General features: G+C 42.8%; 22 protein-coding genes. 9 read left to right on the top strand and 13 right to left on the bottom strand.

Features of this window, described 5'->3' with window-relative positions:
* Positions 1 to 24 precede the first annotated feature (24 nt).
* From L2730_RS02180 to L2730_RS02170, 3 genes are all read left to right on the top strand, one after another.
* Positions 25 to 1,689, top strand: coding sequence for an amidohydrolase (locus L2730_RS02180; RefSeq protein WP_248973090.1), 1,665 nt, complete (start codon positions 25 to 27; stop codon positions 1,687 to 1,689).
* Positions 1,690 to 1,886: 197 nt separating this feature from the next.
* Entirely contained in the window at positions 1,887 to 2,402 is a 516-nt protein-coding gene (locus L2730_RS02175; protein ID WP_248973089.1) for a hypothetical protein, read from the top strand.
* Positions 2,403 to 2,430: 28 nt separating this feature from the next.
* Entirely contained in the window at positions 2,431 to 2,832 is a 402-nt protein-coding gene (locus L2730_RS02170; protein WP_248973088.1) for a hypothetical protein, read from the top strand.
* A 54-nt stretch (positions 2,833 to 2,886) separates the two neighbouring features.
* Here the strand turns inward: L2730_RS02170 and L2730_RS02165 are convergent, their stop codons facing one another.
* Both L2730_RS02165 and L2730_RS02160 read right to left on the bottom strand, forming a co-directional pair.
* Entirely contained in the window at positions 2,887 to 3,735 is an 849-nt protein-coding gene (locus tag L2730_RS02165; RefSeq protein WP_248973087.1) for a pirin family protein, read from the bottom strand.
* A 91-nt stretch (positions 3,736 to 3,826) separates the two neighbouring features.
* Positions 3,827 to 5,155 carry a BamA/TamA family outer membrane protein gene (locus L2730_RS02160; RefSeq protein ID WP_248973086.1) on the bottom strand — a complete coding sequence of 443 codons (1,329 nt, stop codon included), beginning with the start codon at positions 5,153 to 5,155 and terminating at the stop codon, positions 3,827 to 3,829.
* Between the two features lie 253 nt (positions 5,156 to 5,408).
* Between L2730_RS02160 and L2730_RS02155 the strand changes: the two genes are divergently transcribed.
* The 3 genes from L2730_RS02155 (at position 5,409) to L2730_RS02145 (ending at position 8,014) form a co-directional block, all read left to right on the top strand.
* Positions 5,409 to 6,104: a 2OG-Fe(II) oxygenase family protein gene (locus L2730_RS02155; RefSeq protein ID WP_248973085.1), complete on the top strand. Its 696-nt coding sequence runs from the start codon at positions 5,409 to 5,411 to the stop codon at positions 6,102 to 6,104.
* A 93-nt stretch (positions 6,105 to 6,197) separates the two neighbouring features.
* Complete coding sequence (locus tag L2730_RS02150; RefSeq protein ID WP_248973084.1) at positions 6,198 to 6,551, top strand: hypothetical protein; 354 nt, start codon at positions 6,198 to 6,200, stop codon at positions 6,549 to 6,551.
* 176 nt (positions 6,552 to 6,727) lie between these two features.
* Positions 6,728 to 8,014: an MATE family efflux transporter gene (locus tag L2730_RS02145; RefSeq protein ID WP_248973083.1), complete on the top strand. Its 1,287-nt coding sequence runs from the start codon at positions 6,728 to 6,730 to the stop codon at positions 8,012 to 8,014.
* A gap of 12 nt (positions 8,015 to 8,026) precedes the next feature.
* Here the strand turns inward: L2730_RS02145 and L2730_RS02140 are convergent, their stop codons facing one another.
* The 3 genes from L2730_RS02140 to L2730_RS02130 all read right to left on the bottom strand — a co-directional run bounded on the left by L2730_RS02140 (position 8,027) and on the right by L2730_RS02130 (position 11,593).
* Positions 8,027 to 8,908, bottom strand: a complete 882-nt coding sequence (locus L2730_RS02140) for a LysR family transcriptional regulator (protein WP_248973082.1) — start codon at positions 8,906 to 8,908, stop codon at positions 8,027 to 8,029.
* Positions 8,909 to 9,077: 169 nt separating this feature from the next.
* Positions 9,078 to 10,679, bottom strand: coding sequence for a diguanylate cyclase domain-containing protein (locus tag L2730_RS02135; protein ID WP_248973081.1), 1,602 nt, complete (start codon positions 10,677 to 10,679; stop codon positions 9,078 to 9,080).
* A gap of 77 nt (positions 10,680 to 10,756) precedes the next feature.
* Positions 10,757 to 11,593, bottom strand: coding sequence for a hypothetical protein (locus L2730_RS02130; protein ID WP_248973080.1), 837 nt, complete (start codon positions 11,591 to 11,593; stop codon positions 10,757 to 10,759).
* A 483-nt stretch (positions 11,594 to 12,076) separates the two neighbouring features.
* Between L2730_RS02130 and L2730_RS02125 the strand changes: the two genes are divergently transcribed.
* Positions 12,077 to 12,733 (top strand): thiol:disulfide interchange protein DsbA/DsbL, encoded by a 657-nt coding sequence (locus L2730_RS02125; protein ID WP_248973079.1) that lies wholly within the window; start codon positions 12,077 to 12,079, stop codon positions 12,731 to 12,733.
* Positions 12,734 to 12,796: 63 nt separating this feature from the next.
* Here L2730_RS02125 and L2730_RS02120 read toward each other — a convergent pair whose 3' ends face one another.
* The 6 genes from L2730_RS02120 to L2730_RS02095 all read right to left on the bottom strand — a co-directional run bounded on the left by L2730_RS02120 (position 12,797) and on the right by L2730_RS02095 (position 19,549).
* On the bottom strand, positions 12,797 to 13,795 hold the full coding sequence (locus L2730_RS02120; RefSeq protein ID WP_248973078.1) for a glycosyltransferase family 4 protein: 999 nt from the start codon (positions 13,793 to 13,795) through the stop codon (positions 12,797 to 12,799).
* Between the two features lie 90 nt (positions 13,796 to 13,885).
* On the bottom strand, positions 13,886 to 14,416 hold the full coding sequence (locus tag L2730_RS02115) for a cytochrome b/b6 domain-containing protein (RefSeq protein WP_248973077.1): 531 nt from the start codon (positions 14,414 to 14,416) through the stop codon (positions 13,886 to 13,888).
* Between the two features lie 24 nt (positions 14,417 to 14,440).
* On the bottom strand, positions 14,441 to 14,968 hold the full coding sequence (gene hemG / locus L2730_RS02110; protein WP_248973076.1) for a menaquinone-dependent protoporphyrinogen IX dehydrogenase: 528 nt from the start codon (positions 14,966 to 14,968) through the stop codon (positions 14,441 to 14,443).
* A 177-nt stretch (positions 14,969 to 15,145) separates the two neighbouring features.
* Positions 15,146 to 16,795 carry a di-heme oxidoredictase family protein gene (locus tag L2730_RS02105; protein ID WP_248973075.1) on the bottom strand — a complete coding sequence of 550 codons (1,650 nt, stop codon included), beginning with the start codon at positions 16,793 to 16,795 and terminating at the stop codon, positions 15,146 to 15,148.
* A gap of 129 nt (positions 16,796 to 16,924) precedes the next feature.
* Entirely contained in the window at positions 16,925 to 18,073 is a 1,149-nt protein-coding gene (locus L2730_RS02100; protein ID WP_248973074.1) for an imelysin family protein, read from the bottom strand.
* Between the two features lie 60 nt (positions 18,074 to 18,133).
* Positions 18,134 to 19,549, bottom strand: coding sequence for a hypothetical protein (locus L2730_RS02095; RefSeq protein WP_428848421.1), 1,416 nt, complete (start codon positions 19,547 to 19,549; stop codon positions 18,134 to 18,136).
* Positions 19,550 to 20,213: 664 nt separating this feature from the next.
* On the opposite strand from L2730_RS02095, the gene L2730_RS02090 reads away from it, so the two are divergent.
* Positions 20,214 to 21,401 carry an MFS transporter gene (locus tag L2730_RS02090; RefSeq protein ID WP_248973073.1) on the top strand — a complete coding sequence of 396 codons (1,188 nt, stop codon included), beginning with the start codon at positions 20,214 to 20,216 and terminating at the stop codon, positions 21,399 to 21,401.
* Positions 21,402 to 21,463: 62 nt separating this feature from the next.
* On the top strand, positions 21,464 to 22,324 hold the full coding sequence (locus L2730_RS02085; protein WP_248973072.1) for a TIGR03899 family protein: 861 nt from the start codon (positions 21,464 to 21,466) through the stop codon (positions 22,322 to 22,324).
* 59 nt (positions 22,325 to 22,383) lie between these two features.
* Here the strand turns inward: L2730_RS02085 and L2730_RS02080 are convergent, their stop codons facing one another.
* Positions 22,384 to 22,956, bottom strand: a complete 573-nt coding sequence (locus tag L2730_RS02080) for a YdeI/OmpD-associated family protein (protein WP_248973071.1) — start codon at positions 22,954 to 22,956, stop codon at positions 22,384 to 22,386.
* A 239-nt stretch (positions 22,957 to 23,195) separates the two neighbouring features.
* Positions 23,196 to 23,813, bottom strand: a complete 618-nt coding sequence (gene cysC, locus L2730_RS02075) for an adenylyl-sulfate kinase (protein WP_248973070.1) — start codon at positions 23,811 to 23,813, stop codon at positions 23,196 to 23,198.
* Between the last annotated feature and the right edge of the window lie 71 nt (positions 23,814 to 23,884).

Raw genomic sequence — 23,884 nt, 5'->3', positions numbered from 1 at the left:
CACTAAACTAAGACAGTGAACGTCATGAAAAATATCAATAAATGGATTTACCCTGCGCTGTTCGCATTAAGTTGCAATACCCATGCTCAAACGACTCTGATAAAAAACGTCAATGGCTACAGTATCAATAATGGCCAACTTAGTACTTTTGATGCGATAGAGATTAAAGATGACAAAATAACCCGCCTCTACAACCAGCAACAACCCCACATAAACACAGATATGCGGGTCATCGACGCCGATGGTAAAACCATGCTACCTGGATTAATTGATGCCCATGGCCATGTGCTTGGTTGGGGGCTCAACTTGATGCGTACTAACCTGCGCGGCAGCTTATCAGAAGCAGAAGCAGTAGAGCGTACCCGTCAGTTTCGCCAACAAAACCCTGAGCTTGCTTGGGTACAAGGCCGAGGCTGGAACCAAGTATTGTGGCAAAGCAAAACCTTCCCCACAGCAGCAACACTGGATAAACACTTTCCCGACACGCCCGTGTGGTTAAGGCGAGTTGATGGTCATGCTGGTTGGGCGAATAGTGCAGCAATGAAGTTAGCGGGGATTAGTAAGGACAGCAAAGCCCCCGCTGGCGGAGAGATAATACGCAACGAAGATGGAGAGCCAAGCGGGGTGTTTATCGATAATGCGATGAGTTTGATAAGCCAAGCCATTCCAGCACTGAGCATCACCGAACAGGAAACAGTATTAAAAACTGCAATGACCGATCTGGCGCGTTTAGGTTTAACCAGTGTTCATGATGCCGGTGTGGGCAGCAATACTATTACCGCTTATAAAAATTTAGCCAACAAAGATGAGATGCCAATTCGGATATACGGCATGGTTGCAGCGGGTGATAGTCAATTCAATGAGTTAATGGCAAAAGGCCCATATCAGCATCAATCGCAAAAACTCGATTTTAGTAGTGTAAAGATTTCTGCTGATGGTGCCTTAGGCAGCAGAGGGGCTGCGTTAATAGAGGATTATTCAGATCTGCACGGCCATAAAGGACTGCTGCTCCATAGCGATAAACAGCTTAAGAGCTATATGTTAACCGCAATGCAAGCAGGGTTTCAGGTTAATACTCATGCTATTGGCGATCATGCCAATAAGTTAGTTCTAGATTCCTATGAGGCTCTGATTAAGCAAACCAATACTAAAACTTTGCGTCATCGAGTAGAGCATGCACAAATCCTCCGCCTTGAAGATATTCCGCGCTTTGCCAAGCTAGGTGTTATTGCCTCTATGCAAGCAACCCATGCCACCAGCGATAAAAATATGGCAGAAGACCGAGTCGGGCCCGATCGCATTAAAGGTGCCTATGCTTGGCAAAAACTACTTAAAGCGAATGCTGTGATTGCTGCAGGTTCAGATTTCCCGGTTGAATCAGCCAACCCTTTTTACGGTTTACATGCATCTGTCACCCGGCAGGATCATGATAACCAACCAAACAAAGGTTGGTATGCAGATGAAAGTATGAGCATTAGCCAGGCGCTAACAAGCTTCACTACGGCGGCTGCTTTTTCAGCGCACCAAGAGCATCAAATAGGCGGCTTAGCTGAAGGGATGAAAGCCGATTTCATCTTTATCGATCGCGATATCGTCAAAGATGACCCTAGCGAGATCTGGCAAGCTGAAGTGCTGCAAACCTGGGTCGACGGCGAAGTGATCTTTGATATAGAAAATAATCAGCGCTAAACGGGACGACTTAAACCCTATTAGATTGATAAATAAAAGCGAGTATTGCTGCTCGCTTTTCTATAAACCCTGCAACGTAACTCCCCAGATTTATAGGGTTGTAGCCACAAGTAGCAAGGTGGTAACATTTTGCGCTATACCGCTGAATTTAATAAGTAAAAATTCAACAAGAATATTAAAACAGGAAGATTTGTAACATGGAAGAAGCCTCTTGGTATAAGAAGCCCGAAATGATCGTGGCGCTGTCTGCGCTGTTGATTAGTGTGGTTACTACTGTAGTCGGTATTTACTCCGCTTATATAGATAGAGCTTATGCTCGCGCATCTGTATGGCCTCGGTTGGAGATTTTTCGCAGCTATAGTGATCAGAGCTTTAGTTACGGTGTGAGCAACAATGGGACTGGTCCCGCTATCATCAAGTATGCTGCTGTAACATACAAATCTAAATCAATTAAAAGATGGGACGAAATTCCAGAAATCCCTAGGTTTACTCAGTCACATATTAGTCAACGCATCCTGCCCGCTGAAAAATCTATCCAACCACTAATATATCAAGGAGCTCAGAACAAACTCTTTCTGGCTATTGATAACGATATAAAAATAAGTCTTTGCTACTGCTCTATTTACGACCAGTGCTGGATAACAGACCGGAGCAATGACCCTCAACCAGTAGATGAATGTAAAATCGATAAAAAGCAGCGTTTCCAGCAATAATCAAATAACCACACTAAGGATAGTGAAAATGAACAAGATTTACCTTGGCGTTTTGGCGCTCGCACTTATGGCTTGCCAGTCAACACCTAAAGAAGAAATAGAGCCTGTATTTAGCTCTGCAGTGATTGAAATTAATGTCGACGACATGTCGAACTATTGGCTAGTTCAGTATAAAAAACCAAAAATATATAACAGTAAACCCAAATGGTTGCCCAAAGGTGCGGGAGAGTGGGTTTATGAAGTCACTATCGATTCAAACGGAAAAGAGGTCGAGAAAAAGCTAATTAGCACCACACCTGAAAACTATATGACCCAAGCAAAGCTTGACCAGTTTCCAGTGGAAAATTACTCACCCTCAAAAAACAATCCTAACAAAACACCGATTAAATTCGTCACTAGCGCAAAGATAATGCCGGCGCCAAAGCTGTAAATACTGATGGAGCAAGCTTTGAAACAGAATAGCTTGCTCCAAAAATATTGAGTTTTAAACTGGTGGTATCTCTCCAAAACGACCACTTTGATAATCATCAATAGCTTGGCGGATCTCAGCTTCACTATTCATCACAAATGGCCCCATATGCACAATATCTTCTTTGATTGGTGTACCGGCCAAGACCAACATTCCCGCCCCTTCATTACTAGTAACTAAATTCACCGCCTTGCTTGAATCAAGAAGCAATAGCTGCTGCGCACTATAACGCTTACCTTGCGCGACGAGCTCTCCTGAGTAGAGATAAATGCCAACAAAAGGCTGCTTTAACGCTAGCTCTGCACTACCGTTAGCCTCAATGCTAATATCTGCTATTGCAGCACTACCAGCAAGCTCTTCAATCGGACCAGCTAAAGACTGCCCAGCAAACAGCCACTCGCCTGCGAGTGCTCTAATTTGCGCTCCAGTTGAATTTGTATGTTCTGGAATAGGTGTACTAGTCGTATCTTGGTAACGGGCAGGACGCATTTTTTCGCTTGCTGGCATGTTGAGCCAAATTTGGAAGCCATGTAATCCAGTATGGCTATCAGCTAATGGCATCTCAGAATGTATCACGCCGCTACCTGTGCTCATCCATTGCACATCTCCCGCTTGTATCGCTTTTATATTGCCGAGTTGATCTTTATGTTCCATACCACCTTTAAGAATATAGGAGAAGGTTTCAATTCCGCGGTGCGGATGTGGAGGAAAGCCACCAATATAATCGGCTTGATCATCGGATTTAAGCTCATCGAGCATTAAGAATGGATCAAAATGGCCTCGGCGAAAGTCAGCAAGCCGTGTAATATTCACTCCATCGCCGTCCATGGTTTTATGTGCTGGATATTGCTTAATTATATTCATCTGTTTCACCTAAAGAGTTTTCATTGCCTTTAAGTTAGCAAACACAGATTAGAATGAATAACGCGAAATAGCGCAGCATTCATTCGATTTATTAGAATGGATGATCCACCATAACCCAACCATTAGTGGCTTCATCTGAATGAGCGATATCAAAGCGAATAACTATCCCAGCGGTTAACGCTCTTAACGATAAGCCGTAATCCACTTTTAAATCAGACAGTAATGTACTGGCAGTATACTCTGGAGCCACTCTGCCAGCTTCTACAAATCCTACAACCTGGAACCAATCTAAGCGTAAAAACTTAAGCCAATTGATATCTTCGATAGGATTATATTTTAAGGTGTAGCGGTATTCCGCACTGGTATAGATGGCCGCTTTATCATGGAAGCGGTTTTGGTCAAAACCACGCATGCGGTAGAAACCACCTAAGGTCGCCCCTTCATTGTAAGGAGCATTGTTGGTAACTTGGCGTCCGCCTTGCTCATCGTACTCAAGCTCCCAAGAGGGTGAGTATCCAGTCCAAAAGTTGAGTGCGAGAATACGTTGGCTTGCATATTCTGACTCGCCAAACGAGAAGTACTTACTCATATCAAGATTCATAAAGGTCCACTCATTATCAGAGTCTAACCAAGCTGCATCATGTGAAACTGAGAAGTACTGGCTACTACCAGTAGATGGGTTAACTGAAAAATCAGTATTGTCGTACAAGATCCCAAGCTCGATAGCGTGGATAGTGCCATCAAGTTCGTCATCTACAAACTCAAAACTTTGGTACCGATTAAACTGCCGTAGCACCACCACGGTTGCCCCACTTTCCAGCGGATTCCAACTATCACCGCCGCTCGGCTCTGAAACTAATAAGCCATTTTCAAGCTTATATTCCACCATGCCTTTATCTTTTGTCGCCCCGATAGGCAAAGCGTATTCTAGTTTTATATCAAACCAATTAGAGGAACCATCCGCCTCTAAAAACTGTAAATTAGTGGAGTCATTGCTCCCTGGTAGCGGTGTACCTGCTGGGATAAATTCCCGCCCCGCACCAGCGTATGCACGCTGATCCGGATAATAGCCAAGAAAACCATAAGTACTTAAGAAGAACCGTTCGGTTTTCGGCAGTTTAAAATTCCAAACGCCTAACCCTGCCCCTCTACTTACATCACCACCAAACACGGTGCCACCAATCGTCATTTGGTCTTGAAAATATCCACTCAACATACCGCCTAGGCCAATATTAAGCCCCATAGAATCAGAGTTAAAAAAATAGGGAAGCAGCAGTTTTTCCTTCACATTATCAGGAGTTTCAGCTCTATCGATTGAGTTTTTTACATTAGCTGCTGGTGCCGAAAGTGCAGAAAAAGGCAAAAATGTAATAGCAAAAATACAACTATAAAAAACGCTAACATTGGATTTTAGAGCCATTTAATTCCCCTAATGAACAATGCGTGAAACACGCAAAAACCTACAACTAAAAATTTATATTCGACATCATTTAAACAAAACCAGAATATCCCCTTACCAAAGGTAAACAAATAACCTTATTATCGCCAATAAAACCGTAATATCTGGTACCTTTTATAAATACAGACATTTAACATACTTAATTGAGTAAATATTCTGTTCAATTCCGTATAGACGCATACAAATAAACTAGTAAAAAATCTAAGGAGAGACATTGAAAAGTACATTTTCAACCAGCGTAGACTGGGATGCGGTTAAAGCTGAATACCAAAAAGACCTTAGAGTCACAGTCAATAATATTTGGACACCTGAGCATGCAAGCCTTATAGGTCAAAGCCTAGGCCAGAATACTCAATTCAAACATGCCTATACTCAGCAAGGTCGTGCACTTGAGTCGTCTGAACAAGATCTAGCAAAAATGTCTCAACTAGACCGTAAACAACTGTTTTCGCATCTATATAGTGATGCTTCTAAAGGCGTAGGGTTTTGGTATGGTCGTCACATGATTAATACTTTAAGCCCGCGCCCCTTAATTGAAGTAAAAAACTACCTCAACAGTGAGGATGCCCTCGAAAAACTACGTTACATATCCGGACGCTCAGATATTAAGTTAGCAAGTGCACAAGGTACTCGTTATACGCCAGGTAACTTTCTAACTCGACACAATGACGTGGTTGAACGTGAAGGAAGAATTCTCGCATTTGTACTTGGATTTACCCCTAAATGGCATCCTGACTGGGGCGGCTTACTACAATTTTATCAGGATGACGGCACCCCTAGGGAAGCTTGGACACCAAAATTTAACTCAATGACGATATTTGATGTTCGTCATGTTCATGCTGTTACCTATTTGCCCCCTTATGCTCCTATGCAACGCCTTTCAATTACCGGATGGTTTAGAAGTAAATAAATGCAACTATACTTAAAGCTATTTCTCGCCAAACCAAAGATATTTATGATTAAAATTATACTAGTTTCGTTTGTACTAATGAGTGGCTTTTTTATGATATCAACTGCTAGCGCAACCGCAATCACGACAGGGGCAGGCGATTATCATGGTCAAATAATTATTCAATCAGGCGAAGCTGTAGCTTGGTATAAGCCCACAGAACAGTGGCTTAGCATCGATGACTTTTGGAAAAATTGGACCGACAGTCGCGGGGGGATGACTTGGGGACGCAGTGAAGTGTATCCGCCTTATGATCAAGTCAAAGAACAAGACACTTTTCTTGTTGAAATAAATGGTGGTACTTGTTTGATGGAGTTCTGGCATAGTCGTTGGCGCCGTGCCAATGATGTCCGTCGTTGGGATGATGGCTTCAATGACTACTCGGCCTGCCCACATGTTTTCGACTAGAGGATTGAACGTCAAATGCCCTAGCTGGATAAACATTGCTTGAGTTAATTATTTAGTCAGTAGTTTAAGGCCAGATCACACCTTTTGACGAAATTTCTGCTGCGCTGATGATAGTCACGTAGTATTTCTGACTAGTATCAATACCTCATGTCGTTATCAGCGAGCTATAATCATCTATGTCAGAAACTTCATTTGAGCGGGCAAAGCGCTCTTTTATAGCGGCAATATGGGCCACGCTCGCCAGTATCTCCCTTGGGCTGGCGTTTAAAATTTGGCTGGCACAGTGGGTCGCTAAGAGCGATCTTGCACTCTACCATACCGTTGTCGATATAATCTCACTCTCATTAATCCTATTAAGTGGCTTTCGAACTTCAATGGTGGTGAGTTTTTCGCAAACAAAAAATGCGCAAGATATTACTAATATATTCCGTTACTCTTTGATATTAATGGTGCTACTTACCTGGGGGATAGTTCTGCCCTATATAAAGCATCAGCTCAAAATTGATGTTGAATACGTGCAGCTAGTCGGCATTATCCTTGGTATGGGCTTTAAGGTCTATTTCACCAATCAAATAGGCATGTATCGGCTCTACCACATTGCAAACAAAGCAATATGGATTGAGCCTATGGTACAAATAGTCTTGTTTCTCATCTGTTATTACCTACTGCAACAGAGCGCGGTGTCGTCACTGTTCTTTAGCTTAATGCTGTCGAGCATCGCCGTAGCAGCTTATATGTTTATTCAACGTCGTAAAGAGATAGCCACCACGCCACTTGCACCAGTGCAGCTAGATCCTGAAATGCGCAGTTTTGTGAAAAAAAGCATGTTGTCCTCTCTCGAGGTAGGCGCGAGCATTTTAATGATTTACATCACCGTTTTGCTAACCGTCGCTTACTTTACCGTTGATGAGCTCGGTGACTTTCAGGTTGTAGTGAGACCCATGTTCGCTTATATGACTCTGCTGTTCGTATTCCCTGTCTATCGGTATATTCTGCCAGAAATAGCCCAGTGCCTTAAGCAAGGTCAGCACCAACAAATAGCCCAAATGCGGCGTTGGTTTTACACGCTAGGTATAACTATTAGCACTGTATTTTTACTCGGGATGATTTTTTACAGCGAGGAGTTGGTCACGCTAATTTTCCCAACAACTTATGCCACTGCAGCTCCAGTATTAATGCACTTTGCGCTATTTTTTGGTTTTATGATGCTCAATGCCTTTCAGGTGGCGTATATCAAAGCCCATGGCCATTTTTTACAAAGCTTATCGATTAGAGTGGCTGGAGTAGTGACGCTAATAGCGATGTTTTATATTTTGCGAGTATTCACTGATAACGTGGTTGCAGTAATACTTGCCATGGGCTGTGGCTACTTGATGATGTTTATCATCTCTAGTGTTATTGAATACCGCCTTATCCAACAACATAAACGTGAATACTCTGAGTTGGCGCAGAGTAACAGCTAACTTTTCTAGCAGTTATTGTGGCGTCAACTGCTCACAAATCGTATCGATAAACCATTGATAACGACTTGGCAGCTGGCGTTGCTTTTTGCTGACCATATATAGCTCTTCAACCACTTCAGATAAAGTGTTAGCAACAAATAAGGGCTGTGGATATTCATCGACAACGATTTGCGGCAGGACAGTAAAACCTAAACCTTTTGAAACAGGTAATAAAATTTGGTTTAGCTGATTAATGTAACCACGCTGTTTAAGCTTACTCATGCCGACAAATTCATTGCCAAACTGCGCACTTAGTAGTTGCTCAGCGTAATAGTGACCATCAGGATGATTAATAAAACCGATTTTTCCCAGCAATTCCAGTGTGATGTCGGCGTCTTTAAAACTTGGCGGTAATACTAAGCATAGTGCTTGCTTGCCTAAATAAAGCTGATTAAGTTCTAGCGATGATTGCTGCTGTGTGACAATACCTATATCGACGCTATTGTCTAATATGCTTTCTATTATTCTGCTATTAGGAGCTGCTTCTAAAGCAACCTGTAGCTGCTCATGTTGTAGTTGGTACTGGACAAATCGCGGATAGAAGTGCATGGCCAATGCACCAGAGCAGGCGAAACGGCACGTACCAGTGTGGGGCTCATCGGTCTGCAGCATTTGCAGTAATTGTTCTTCCTCAATGATTTTCGCTTTCGCATACGATAACAACTGCAAGCCAGCGTCAGTGAGCTCAAAGCTTTTACCAATGCGAGTTAACAATAATGTACCCACTTGGTTCTCAAGCTTATTAATATGTTGAGTGACCCCAGGTTGTGTCATAAACAACTGTTCAGCTGTGCGAGTAAAGTGTCCGACCTCTGCAAGTGTAACGAACGTTTTAAGCCACTGTGGATTCAACATCGATATCTCATCAAATTAATAAACTGGCTAAATCATAACAAAATATAATTAAATTACTATTTGATGATAACTAAAGTTTAGCTCATCGTAGCAAGTGACTTAAAAATACAGTGGTATTAGAAAAGCTGATTGTAGAGGCCTTCGCTGAATGACTAAACTAAACACAAAGCTACAGCGCTTTAGGCATTATCGCTTCAGCATCTACAAATACTTGATTTCGACCATTTTCTTTCGCCTTATAAAGCGCCATATCAGCAATAGCGGCAAACTTAACCATATCGTCAGACTCTGTAGGAATAATACTGGTTACTCCAACACTTACTGTGACATAAGAGCAGGTAGTAGAACTAGAATGAGCAATATTGAGCGCTGCAACATTTGCACAGCAGCGCTGAGCGGGTGATAAACAATCACGAGTATGTGGCAGGATCACCACAAACTCCTCACCACCGTAGCGCGCCACAACATCACTGGGTCTATGTAAGGCTTCAGCGATAGCTTGAGCCACTTCAACCAAACATTGATCTCCAGCAAGATGACCATAGGTATCGTTGTAACTTTTAAAATTATCAATATCTATCATCAACAACGCTAATCGCGTTTTGTTTCTAATCGCTAACTGCCACTCCCGCTCAAAGGCATTATCAAAGAAACGGCGATTACCGATGCGGGTTAAACTATCTGTCATTGATAGTGCTTCAAGCTTCTTCTTAGCAAGGTTTAGATCCCGCGTACGCTCAAGCACCTGCATATTAACCATATGACTGTGCCTCATTATAAAAAATACATAAATGGCCAGCACCAGGCTGCCCAATATGCCAAACAGCGCGATTAAATACGGAAACGCCGTTCGCCGTTCAGCAATGTAGCCTTCACTTGGCATGGCATGAATTTGCCATTGCCGACCGCTAAAACGGGTCAATGGACGTTGATAAACAATCTCACTATTACTCTGATGTAATGTCGCTGAAACGTCACTCGATAAATGACTGTAGAGTGACTGGTGTTTATCATTGGTAATATCTTCTAAGGTGTAATAAATCCCTTGTACCCAGGTTCTTTTTATCGCGCTATCGAACATATCTGCTACTCGAAAAATACCAGCAACAAAGCCTAACAATCGTTCTTGTCGTTTTAATAGCGTATTGGGTTCACCATCATAGATGGGTAAAAATACGTAAATAGAGTTTTGTTCGCTAGTTTGTAAAAGTTTAATACCAGCAGAAGCCATGGAGGAGCCCAAATCTCGAGCATTATTGAGTACACTTATTAACGTTGGATCAGAGGCTAAATCAAACCCGAGTGCATTTTCATTGCCAGAAAATGGTTCTAGATACACAACAGGAAAATGGATGGAGCGAGTTTTCGCTGTCACCAGACTCTCATCGTGACTTTTTTCGGTAAACTCAAAATCTTCGTAAGACTTCATTTGGCTGTTTTCAACCAAAGGGCGTGCAAGCGAGTTAACTTTAGGGATCCACTTTAAGGCTTGAATATTACGGTGGCGCAAAAGAAAGCTGGTAGCGACCTGTTTAAACTCTTCAGCACTCACGTGCTCAGAGCTAATAAATACCCCTTTAAGCGCATAAAGCACCTCAATATTGAGCATGACTTCCTGCTCTAAAACCTGCGCTTTATCATCAACATCTCTCGCAAACTCAACTTCAATCGTTCGAGTCTCCTCCGCATAAAGTCGCTGACCAATGGCCACAGAGATGACAATACCCACTAAGGTGGCAAACAGTAAAACTAACAAAGAAAAGGTTTTCATAGCGCTCACACAAAGACAGTGATGTCACTTTAAAGGCCGCCTTTGGCGGCTCTTAGTATTATTATGTTATACGAGGCTTAACCCCAAGGCATATCGACATATATTCGGACTAACGTGTCGTTATCCCAAGGCAATATAGCTAAATAGTCTGCATCGTTTTTATCGCGATTATCAAACGGATCTAAATTATACTCTGAGTGCTCAACACTAAGCTTTACCTCGCTATCCTCAATCCAACTGTCCGAGTGATAACTAAAAACTGCTGAGTATTTATTTTCTAACCAGTCACTGCCATCATTCCATGTTTGAGCACCCGCATAGATATCAAATGATTTCCCCAACATGATTCTTGTATCTGCCGCAACGGTATAAGCGCCGGTTTTATTTTGAAAGTCTTCACGATCATAACCACGCTCTCTTGGCACATCATCATCAATTTCAAGCATATAATGACCACCGCCTAGCGTTAGCCCGGCATAAAACTTTTGATTATCGAATCGAGCAACAACAGCTGGAAATAGTTTCGATTGTTTCTCAACCGAGCTTACAGTATTGCGCTTACCATCAAGAGTCACCTGCCACTGCAGGTTCATTGTCGGAGAAAAACGATAAAGATTGCCATCAACTGACCAAGCAGTTTGAAACCAAATAGGGATATGATCAGGATCGAGCTTATCTTTATCGTCATCGATAAATATGTCGATATTACCTTTCCAGCTAATATTAGACTCAGTAACATGCTCAATAAAAAAGCCAGCATGGGCGCCCAAAGTATGTGAGTCAACCTGCTCTACAATCGTATTATGGCCACCAAAAGCAATTCGCCAATCAGTGCCCTCAGCTTTGGCTGTTAGCCCCATTCCAGCCAATACAATCGAACCTATAATTAAATATGATGGTGTATTCAAATCCATTTCCCCCCAACATGACTTTCTCGTTTTAACATTGAGCGCATCGACTCAATGATAAAACTCAATATCTTGTTAAAATTTAACACAAGTAGCTAGCTTAATCAGGTTAATCTTAGTCGTGATGTCTATGAAAAGCTTAAATTATTCATAACGAGCAATGATGTCATCTAAAACATAGCTGTTACTCACTATTGATACATGGTTCAGCAATGCTATTAAGTTCCTGCAAAAATAAAAAATCTATACAAATTCAATCTAGATTGTGAAGCACTACAAACTTTAATATGAAAAATTCTGATTCTCATCTAAAGCATTATATATGTCACACTCTAGTACATGTCAGAAAGGCAAAATTAAGTCATAATTAAGCATCTGGTTTTATTCTTAACAACTATATAAATTAGTGTAACGGACGCTTAATACCTGTATTTTTCGTTACTGCATAACCTTGTCTATAAAGATAAAGGTCACTTTGAGGACATTAGCTTGATTAAACATATCGCTTTAGCACTAACCCTAGCAGTTGCTCCAATGAGCAGCTTTGCCGCACAGTTTGTTGAAGGTAAACACTTCACGGTTGTTACCAATAAAGCACCAAGCAGTGAGCCTAAACTGACTGAGTTTTACTCGTTTTACTGCGGAAATTGCTTCAACATGGAAAAGATGTATCTTCCAGATATTAAAGCAAACTTAGATAAACAAGTAACCTTTGATAGCAAACATGTTGATTTTGCAAATACGGAAATCAACACTGAAGTCATGCGCTCTCTTGCGGTGATTCAAACTTTGGATAATCCAAAGCCACTTACTGACGCTATGTTTAAAGTTATTCAAGGCGACAACGGTGAAAAGCACGACCATAGCGCTCCAGGGCATAAACATGCCGAACCATTAAAAAGCCGTGACGACATCAAAGCAGTATTCGCCAAGTTTGGCGTTGATAGCGCACAATATGATGCAACAGCTGACAGTAAAGAAACGAACGCTAAACTCGCTTTATGGCGTGCACAGCAGCAAGAGTTTAGAGTACAAAGTGTTCCAGCCTTCGTAGTTAACGACAAGTATGCTGTTAACATGAGTTCTGTACGTACTCTTGGCGAGCTTATCGACCTAATCAACTACCTAGCGGTAGAATATAAGTAATCGTTTACTTATATTAAAGGCGCCTCAGGGCGCCTTTTTTGTATCTAAACCAAAAAAGTAATTTCATTTATACTCGGCTAATAACTGCCGCCACCGCTGCAACATGTTTTCCCAAGCTTGCTCGGTTGCAAGCCTCTGACTCTCGCTGACGCCCAAGTCACTTTCATCGCTTACTTTCTCTATCGCTTCAATAATCCCTTTAATAGACAAAGGCTCAACAACTTCAAAGCCTAGGCGTTCATCAGGATTAGGCAATTGTTCAGCTAAGCCATCAATAGCGGACAAAATAACATGTTTACCTGCAGCGACGGATTCCATACAAGTCAGCCCAAAAGGCTCCCAACGCGATGGAATGACCACCACATCAGCAGTACTTAAAAAAGTGGCTACATCCTCAATCTCACCAATAAAACTAACTTGTGACGGATGTTCAACCAACTGCTGTAGCGCCTCTTTTTCTTCACCATCTCCAGCAATGGTTAAAGTCACGTCGGTATCAGGGAAATGAGCAATAGCTTTAATTAGCAAATCAAAACCTTTTTGCTTAGTCAGCCGGCCATAAGCGGCCAACCGCAGTGGGGAATGGCGTTTAATTTTAGCCATAGCCATAAATGAACTTAACTCCTTTGCTTGCCCAACCCGAGCAATTTTACTCTCGGGCAGCTGGCAAAAATCCACCAGCCAATCAGCCTGCGGATTAGAAACTGTAAGCACTTTATCCACCAAGGCATAACCTAGTCTGAGCATCCATTTGAAACGTGCAGGGTTAGCCACGCAATGGCGAACAAACTCCCGACTATAATGATGCTCTTGATACAAGATAGGGGTCGACCAATTAGCTATTTTCAATGCTAAAAGCGCAGGCAGTTTACGCCAGCTCATCGCAGCGTGGATCACAATCACTGATGCATCATAGTGATTAAATTTAGGCAGATTGAGTTGACTATGAATTAACTGGAATTGGAACTCTTGTTGCAGTTTTGAGGTTGCAAGACTTTCTAGCGCGATATTTACGCCACCCAGTTTTACATCATCTATAAGGTGAATGACCTTTACTCGCAAACGTCTATCCTTGTATGTGCAATGACTCCATAAGGATAAGTTAGTTTAAAGCCTTTAAAGATAAAAGCTTTGTTTCAGTATTAGTGAGGATTAGTTCCGAATAAAGTCGAGCAGATGTAAACCAGCAAAGATAACGTGCACCACGATAAAGCCGATAAAGCCTTTGGCACAATAGATGTGATAACTACGCCACATTAGCGCATCGCTGGTGCCTTGGGTTACAAACCACAAAACTCCAGTCAGCCCGACAGCTAAAAAAATTAGCAGTCCTAAGCCTTCAACAATACTAAATAATCCTCTCCCCCCCGCAATAGGTAACTTACCTTTTGCCAGCCCCTGCAAGTCACTTTTTAGTTGTGATAAATCTGCTATAAGCCACGGGAAATACTGACGCCATTTTCCTTTTAGGCAGGTCGTAATTAAGAATGAAACGGCAAGAAATGCAGCGAATAACCCAAGGTAAACATGACTGAGATCCCAGAAGCTGGCGTTATTTCTTAAACTTCGCCCTATTAGGATCCAGCCACTGGTCAATATGAGGTAAGCAACACTAGCAATAACCATGATGTGCTGACGTGCCGCAAAAACGCTCAATAGCTGTCGCAACCTGGATTTTGCCATTCTTACCTCAACTTAAAGATATCGTTAAATCGAAAGCTGATTAACGTCATCAGCGTAAGCATCGACTTTGAGCCAATTGGTATACTCAATATTGGTATCGGCTTCGGTTGGCCCTTTGGTCATCCACATAATGAAGCGAATAATGCTTCTATCAACAATACCATAACTAGGGTAATTAAGATTTCCACCAAATACTGCAACTAGTTTAGGTAACCACGGCGACTTCTCTATAAAAGCCTGCATATAAGGATTAGTTTCAGGCGTGTTTTTTAATGGCTTTCGCGCAACCAAATTGACCGAGAAAAAACTACTTGGCTTTTGCTCAAGTTGTGTTTGATTCGCTTCTATAAAGTCATAAACCGCTGGGTTATGTTTTCCATGGCGAATACTGGCGCCGATAATCACTTTATCAAATTTAGCGATATCGATTTTATCGCTTACACTCACAGCCTGAACCTGATTGCCTAAAGCAACCAGTTTCTCTTCCAGATAAGCACAAATTTTGCGGGTCTGGCCATGTACACTTGAATAAACGATAAGAATATTACTCACCAGATGGTTCCCTATAGGTAAATTTGAATTAGATTTATCATAGGTGAAAATTCAGTATTTTTAATTGAATCAGATCACGAGCTTCTAAGCGATAATCCGCTTTATCTTTACCTACCTCACAAAATTAAAAAAGGGAATACATAAAACTGTATTCCCTTTGATTGTAACTGCATTAAATTAGAGAGACATCAAAAAATCAACAACTTGAGCACGTTCATCGGCATTAAGAGCCATAAAGTCATCAGTGCTTTGCTGCGCCTCGCCGCCATGCCATAAAATCGCTTCTTCCAGTGTGGCTGCTCGACCATCATGCAAGAAACCAGCTTGAGGGTTGACAGTTTGGGTCAAGCCTATACCCCATAGTGGACGGGTTCGCCATTCATTGCCATCGGCAAGAAAATCAGGACGTCCATCCGCTAACTCATCCCCCATGTCATGCAGCAGCATGTCAGTAAAGGGATAAATAGTCTGGCTCTTATGCCCAGCAATCATCTCGGTGCCACCAATATCACCCGAGGCCTTAGTGACAAAGCTAGGCGTATGACAGCCACTGCAGTTAAGTTGCTCAAACAGACGCGCACCTTCTCTAACATCTGGGTCAGTGACATTTCGTCTTGCTGGCACCGCTAATGTTTCAGCGTAAAACACGACTGAGTCACTAAATTCAGCATTGGCTTCAGGTTCACCATCAACCCCCTCACCTGTATCGGTAAAGCCGGTGCGTACTAGATAATCATCATGTAGCGCGGTACCTTTAATACTTTCATCGGGAAATAGCGGGTTAGTGATACCTATATCGCCCCGCAATGCACCTAATGACTGCACTCTGACGCTTGGTGTATTGGCTTTCCAACCAAAGCGACCTAGCGATACCGGGTTACTGTCACCATTTTGCGCTTTAACGGCATCAAAGACATAGTTTGCACGTCCAGAGATATCATCGTTATTACTGTCTTCAGCATCAACATTTGCCACAATATCGGCTTCAGGAATAGCTTCTAAAAGACCTAAACCAAACACTGGCATGCCATTACGCCAGCCCATGAGCACATCGTCTTGGAGCAGATTTGAGGTCACATTTGAGCTTGATTTAGTTTCACCTGGTGCGTCGTAAGGATTCTCTACATCAAATAGCGGTTTCTTTAGCGTCACACTAGTGCCATCACTATAGGTAACTGTTTTTGTTTCATAAGACAGGTATACATCAGCCTGGCCAATGAACATGTTTTGCTGCCAGTCAGAGCGTGCCTTTAACACACCACGATGAAATAACTGACCGCCAAAATCTGGTACTGCGATTGGTGCACAATAGTTGTTTGCCACGGTACCTGTTATACATGGCTCATCGGGTGCTTTACTTATCCTTAAAAAAATACCAGCTTCAGAGCCCAGCTTAACCCGGGTTTCACCGGTAGCAACTTGCGGCGTTGAATTACGGCCATCACGTTGGTGGCAAGAGTTACAGTCGGCATTATTAAATACTGGACCGAGACCATCTAAATCTGGATGTGCGGGGTTAGGCGCAGTTGTAAAAGCGGTTTCGAAGCCAAGGTCGCCGTCTAAATGTAACGCAAGTTCATCAGCGGTTAAATTGGGGGCAGGTGTTGAAAAACCATGACCGGATTCAGATGCATCATAAGTGGTGGTATCACCGCCACTAGCAGTGATATCGGTATAGCTAGGGTAGACTTTCTCTTCGGGAGTAGGTGTAGGTGTCGTCTCATCATCACCGCTACCGCCACAGGCCGACAAGCTCAATATGCCAGCTAAAGCTAAAGCATTAAGCTTGGTAGGATTGACACTAAATTTATAATTTTTATTTCGCATTTGCTTTACCACACACGTTCTACCGTCGGTTTAAGTTTGTAAGCTGGCTAGCAGTTAAAGACTAAAGCGCCGGTGATTAACATGAAAAGGCATAGGGATTAACCCTATGCCTTTTAAAAAGTCACTTATTTACACTTTCCACGTCTTTAGGAGTGGAAGTACATCTGACTCAAGACTTGTTTGCAGTTTTGATAATGCATCAACTGCAGTTTGGATACGTTTGCGACCTTCAGTATCAGAGATAGCTTGACGGAATGGCATGTCATTTGAGCCTTCAATTGCTTGAATAGTCAAAATAGCATTATCAATTTCAGTGCCGACACGCGTGGCTAAGTCTTTATCTGCCGCGGCAACAAAATCAACAATACCTTGCTTGTCAGCTGCACCCGTCAGCTCACCTTGATAAACATTACGCACACCAATGATGTTATTACTAAAGTCAGTTAACGAGTTCCAAGAGTACTGAGATTCAACCTTTGACGTATCTGCACTGCTTACAGACTCACCAAAAGGATCGGCAATCTTACCGTTACCCACTTCATCCACAATACCAATCATGCCGTTAATTAACTCTTCAACCACACCAACGTTTGAGCTGTAGAATGTATTACCGTCACTACCTGGATTTTTAAGTAACTCGCCATAAGCTTTACCGCTACTTGCATCATGGCTAACAACCCATGCATCATCGAGATCTTTAGTGTAATCACGGAACACTTCAGCAAGACCCATTAAGTAATCACGTTCATTGGCCGTTAGCTCTGCAATGGCTTTAGTGTTGTCAGCGACACCGTCACCAAAGAGCAGGTACTCCATAGTATGGAAACCTTGCACGTCATCATTCCAACTTTTGATGGTTTCAGCATCAAAACCAGTGGTTGTAGAAAGTACCGTTGTTAAATCAATCGTGTTCAAAGGCCAGCTATCTAAATGTGGATCAATACCCATTGAGTCTACTGGGCCGAAGATATGTGATTCACCTTGCTCCCATGGCTGACGCGCCGCTTTCCATGCATCTTGCGTAGCTTCCAAATTAGCTTGAGTAGGTGTGGCAACCAATGTTTGCGTTGCGAGTAACAATGCTTCACCTTCACCCGCTAAGTCATTGTAACCGGCAACGATGACGTCCTCAGTAAGATTAGTCACCATATCAGTGGCATCGAACGAGAAAGAGTTATCAGGTTCAGTTGTTGGTGTACTGTCGGAACCAGAACCACCACATGCAGCAAGTGCAGAGATTAACGCGATAGCAACCGCTGAATGAGTAAATTGTTTCATTAAAAACTCCATTTTTTTATAACTTAGGTAAATTGATTAAGCTAACTTGTGTTTGATTGTTTATAGCGAGAACTGATAGCCCACGCCCAGCGCGAAAAAGTTGGTATCAGGAATTGAAGACACAGCAACTTGCTGTACACCAGCCTCAGCCTTGATAACAATCTCAGGGATTGGGAAATAGTTGATGCCACCGCTAATCCAGGTATTTTCGTATCGCTTAGTGGCGATGCCTGATTCAACCTCTTTAAGCGGGTTTGAATAATCGATATTGGCAAAAACAGTGACAGGAATAGAGGTGAAGTGGCTTAAGTCAACGCCAGCTTCGACAAAGAAGGCTTCAGACTCACTGCCAAGCTGGGCAAAGTTACCAGGCTTTAGACCCGGGGTTGTTTTATTCGCTTGAGTGATTGCGTCTGCGTCACTCAAGGTTCCGTTAAGATATTGACCACGTAAAATCCACGGGCCTTCAACATAGGCGCCAGCAACAGATAAAATGCCCACGGTGCCATCAGCACTCATCTTGTTAGTTTTATGACGGTTACCACTGGTATTACCGTAGTAATACGAAACACCAACAGCTGAACCGTTTTTAAAATTGCCGTAATCTAAACGTACGACGTATGCCAGATCATCGCCATTAACATGCTCAAAGCGTTTTTGGTGACCAGAGGCTACCCAATCGTAAGTGCGGAAGTATTCAGAATTTAAACCGCTGACAACCTGCGCTTGATAATGGAAATTAGCGATTTCACCAAAAATACCAATACCGTTTTCATTCCAAACAGCTGGAAGCATTGCAGCCTCACTTTTATGGCGCTGAACAGTAAGGTATTGATTAGGCTTGTGTAGAGTGCTACTCAAACCAACAGGCAGATGGATATTACCGAATTTAACGCCAAACGCGTCGCTTGGACGATAACGAATTTGTGCCTTTTCGATCATTACTTCGCCGCCAGCTTCAACCTCAGCTTCAAACTCGCCAAATTCATCAAAGCCGTCGTATTCTAAAGATGAACCAGTACCACCGTGCTCATATTCAATTTCAACTTCCATGTCCCACTCATCGTTAAACTGATAGCCAAACTCAGTCACAATTCGCTCAAGGTCAAAGCGACCACGGCGCTCTGGGGTTGTATCTTGAACGTTGTCGTAATATTCATCATTGGTATAGATGACACTACCGTATGACTTAAAAGAGAATTTACTTAGTTTGCTAGATTCAGCTTGAACCGTTTCAATTGCAGTTTGCTGCTCTAACTGCTGCGCTTTTTGTTGTTCAGCTTGAGCTTGCTGCTCTCGCTGCTGCTTAGCCAACTCTTTCAGCTGGCCCTTCAAGACCACCAGTTCAGCTTCTTGCTTGGCAATGGCAGCGGCTAATGCTTCTGGATCTGTTGCTGACATGGCGCTAGCACTAAACACACCAGCGATAGTTGCAGCGAGTAGGTTTAGCTTCACATGTTTTGACATGTTTTTCATAAAACGGCTCTCAATTGATTCTTGCTGGAATCCAGCATCCCTAATTATTGCCGCCAAACTACCTCAAATGAGAACGATTTGCATTATTCTTTACAATATAATTTACAAACAACTTACATTAGCCAAAGCAAATTAACAGCTGTAAGCCACATCTAAAAAGAAAGGTAAACAGCTAACTATCAAAAACTTACACACAAACCCTCAGCATAAAAATTGAAGAGTATAAGTGAAAAAATAAATTAGCAAATACTATAATTAACTAGTCATGACAAACTTGTTACGCAAAAAACGGGCGATTCGAACACAAGCAATGTTCATTTATTCAGCCCCTACTCAGTAAACGATGAATTTTAATACGCCAGAAAGAGCTAACACCCAGCAAATGTTGGAAAATATGCTCCGTTAGAATCCAGTCAGTATGTCAATTGGTTGGTCAGAAAAAGCTTTAACAAGCAGCGCAAGAACTGAGCCCTGTTAACATGAGACTCGTTTATTTTTCGGTGCTTTAGTCCATATTGGGATAAGAACTATGTAGTATTTAAGTCACTTATTGCAGCCGTGACTCAAGACTTATCCCTGAAAAGTTAAACCATCTTGAGTCCCCCACATTTTACGGATTGGTATATACTGCTCATCCTTTCGCCGTAGTACATGGATAGTTTCAATGAAGAATAACCCGCAAAAGCTATTACTTTTGATGACATTTATCATGTCACTCGTTTTTGCCGTTTGGCAGGTGCTGCTCAACAATTTTGTCATCGAACGGGCACAGTTTACAGGTGCTGAAATAGGCATTTTGCAAAGCTTGAGAGAGGTACCGGGCTTTCTTGCATTCACCGCTATCTTTGTCCTATTGCTGATAAAGGAACAAGCGTTTGCCTTGCTATCCTTAGCTTTGCTCTGTATTGGGGTGGCGATAACAGGATTCTTCCCACAGGTACTTGGGCTGTATATCACTACGGTATTAATGTCGATTGGCTTTCACTACTTTGAGACCATCAACCAATCGCTTACCTTGCAGTGGGTTGAAAAGAAAAATACCGCAGCCTTTTTAGGAAAAGCACTCGCTTGGCGCAGTGCAGCCGCTCTGATGGGCTATGGTAGTATTTGGTTAATAATGACTTGGCTACAGCTCGATTATCAATGGATGTACGCCATCATAGGGGTGTTAGGCTTGGTGATGGTCATCACCATTACTCTGTATTTCCCGACATTTCCTCAAGGCGAAGTACAACACAAGAAAATCATTCTTAGAAAGCGCTACTGGCTGTATTACATGCTGACCTTTTTCTCTGGCGCCAGAAGACAGATCTTCATGGTGTTCGCTGGCTTTATGATGGTTGAGAAGTTTGGCTATAGCATCAGCCAAATCACCTCACTGTTCTTAATCAACTACGTGGTAAATCTGTTATTTGCCCCTGCAATAGGCCGCTTCATTGGCCGTATTGGTGAGCGTAATGCACTAACGATCGAATATATTGGTTTAATACTGGTGTTTGTCAGCTATGCACTAGTCGAGCACGCAGAAGTTGCCGCAGCGCTCTACGTGATTGACCACCTTTTATTTGCGATGGCGATAGCGGTAAAAACTTACTTCCAGAAAATTGCCGACCCCAAAGATATAGCGGCAACCATGTCAGTCAGTTTCACCATTAACCATATTGCGGCGGTGGTGATCCCTGCACTTCTAGGACTTTTGTGGCTAACCTCGCCAGCGCTGGTATTTTACATCGGCGCGGGCTTCGCTGTTTGCTCACTGATCTTAGCGATAAATGTGCCTCGCCACCCACAAAGGGGCGAAGAGGTCGCGCTATTTGGCAAACTGCCACCACTGGCTAACGCAGATAAATAGCTAGACAATGAACGACTTGTTCGGCATAAAGATAACTGTAATGTTTACAAAGGACTCGGCTGATGGTTGAAACAGTGCAAGACACGAAAGCGCATACAGACAAACCAACTGTTGTTGATAGCGCTACGTCAGCCGATGTGTCAGCAAGAAAGAAAGCACTGCTCCTTGGGCGGATGCTCGGACTCAGCAGCGAAGGTGATTACCGACCCAGCAGTGCTTCCATTACCGAGCGCAGTGCTTATAGAGCGCAAAAACTCGCTAACCAGTACCAGTCAAATTTAGAAACTATCTATAAGATTGCCATAAGCCAAACACCCTCAGATGTTACCGGTATGGATCTCGACGCCGATTGGGCGCACCAATTCTTTCAACTTGCAGAGCAGATCCACAACCGCAAAATGCAGGAGCTTTGGGGGCGTATTTTAGCCAGCGAGATCACCAACCCGGGTAACTTTAGCCTCCGTACATTAACCACTTTAAAGCAGCTAACCCACAAAGAAGCGCAGATACTGGAAAAAGCCTTGGGGATGTCAGTACTGGTTAATAATGAGAGTAAATTGAAGCTAATCATTGGCTTTAAGCATGCCAGTGGCTTAGGGAATCTATTTAAAAAACCGACTCAAACTAATATAGGTTTATCGCAGTTTGGTCTACCCTATTCTAATATTTTAACTTTGATTGAAGCTGGTATCTTGCATCGCAGTGAACTCGAAACAGGCCTACTTAGTAGTAAAAAGCCGATTAACTTTGCGCTTAGCAATATCAAGCTAAAACTCACACCTAAAAGCGGTCAGCTGTTTTTCAGTTATTACCGTTTCACGCCGGTAGGCGATGAACTAGCGCAGTTGATCCACTTCAATACTGACACCAGCTACATCAAAGCACTGAAAGCGGTATTTGCGCAAGTCTTTCGGATTGATTAGTTAGTCATTTAATAAAGGGCGCACTACATTGATAGTTGTTGATACAGAGCCTCTATTATTTACGGCTTTTGTTTATTAACCATCATGGTCATGTATTTTGTAAATCGCCTTTGCCTAGTATCTGCTTTCTTAGCACTTTCCAGAGCGTGAGCGATAACATAACGGTTCGATTTATTCAGTGTTTCAAAAAACTGCTTGGCTTGCGGCAGAACCTCTAATTCAGCTAAGAAATCTGCGGGCACTTCCATCTCACTGATACGATATGCATTTTCCCAACGTCCATCTGCTTTCGCAGCACTCACATGAGCAAGCCCACTCTCCCTCATCCGCCCTTCACTTAGCAAACGCTCAACATGCTCAGTGTTTCTTTTAGACCAATTACTGCGTGGCTTTCTTGGGGTAATACGCTGAAGGTACGCTTGCTCATCAATCGACTTCTTTATGCCATCGATCCAGCCACAGCATAAAGCCTCTACTACCACATCATCCCAAGTCACGCTCTGTACTTTTGAGCCTTTCTTAAATATCTTTACCCACAACTCAGTTTCAGTTGCGTGGTTTTCTTTGAGCCACTCAGCAAGTTTTTGCCCTGTCTCAAAGGACATAATTTTCGATAGTTCAGCCTTAGGCATCGACCACTATTCTCCTGTAGGAATGTAACTTCATTTATCGAAAGAACCTATTAGCTTATCTAAATAACCGCTTTGCAAAAAACACCGCCTCACAGCCCCTATAACTTAACGACACCTCTAGCTCTCACAGAATTAACTATCCCTTGTTGGTAATTCTGCTGGAGTACTAAACTACCATATAAACAAAAATGCCATACATGAATCCATGTATGGCATTATCAGCTCAGTTTAAGTGAATACTAACCTGCAGCTTTTAGCTTAGCTCCGTCAATCACCTGAATGGCAGCGAGATAGTCGAGCAGCGCGCTAACTTGAGATGCTAAATCACCTTTATTGGTGTCTATGGTCAGCTCTGCCGCAGTCGGAGTCTCATAAGGTGCAGAGATCCCGGTAAAGTCTTTTATTTCACCCGCTCGGGCTTTTTTATAAAGTCCTTTAGGATCACGCGCTTCACAGACTTCTATCGGCGTAGACACATGAACCTCAATGAAGCGCCCCTCGTCAAAAAGGGCACGAACGCGCTCGCGCTCCTCTTTAGTCGGCGAAATAAAAGCAGATAGCACCACTAGACCGGCATCAACCATCAACTTGGCAACTTCGCCCACTCGGCGTAGATTTTCATCTCTATCAGTAGCACTAAAGCCTAAGTCTTTACACAGACCGTGCCTAACATTATCACCATCGAGTAAATAGGTATGAAAACCTGCATCATATAGTGCCCGCTCTAATGCTCCAGCTAGCGTTGACTTGCCAGAGCCAGAAAGCCCGGTAAACCATAGTAGTACAGGGCTCTGCCCTTTCAGCTTTGCACGAGACTCTTGGTCAATACTATGTTGGTGCCAAACGATGTCAGACATAACCACTCCAGAACTTTAATCTAATAAATAACATTGCGCCGCGCTATCAGGTAACACGCTTAAGATTGACT

It is taken from the genome of Shewanella kaireitica (genome assembly GCF_023284045.1).
Lineage (GTDB): Bacteria > Pseudomonadota > Gammaproteobacteria > Enterobacterales > Shewanellaceae > Shewanella > Shewanella kaireitica.
This window is presented reverse-complemented; position numbering and strand designations above follow the sequence as displayed.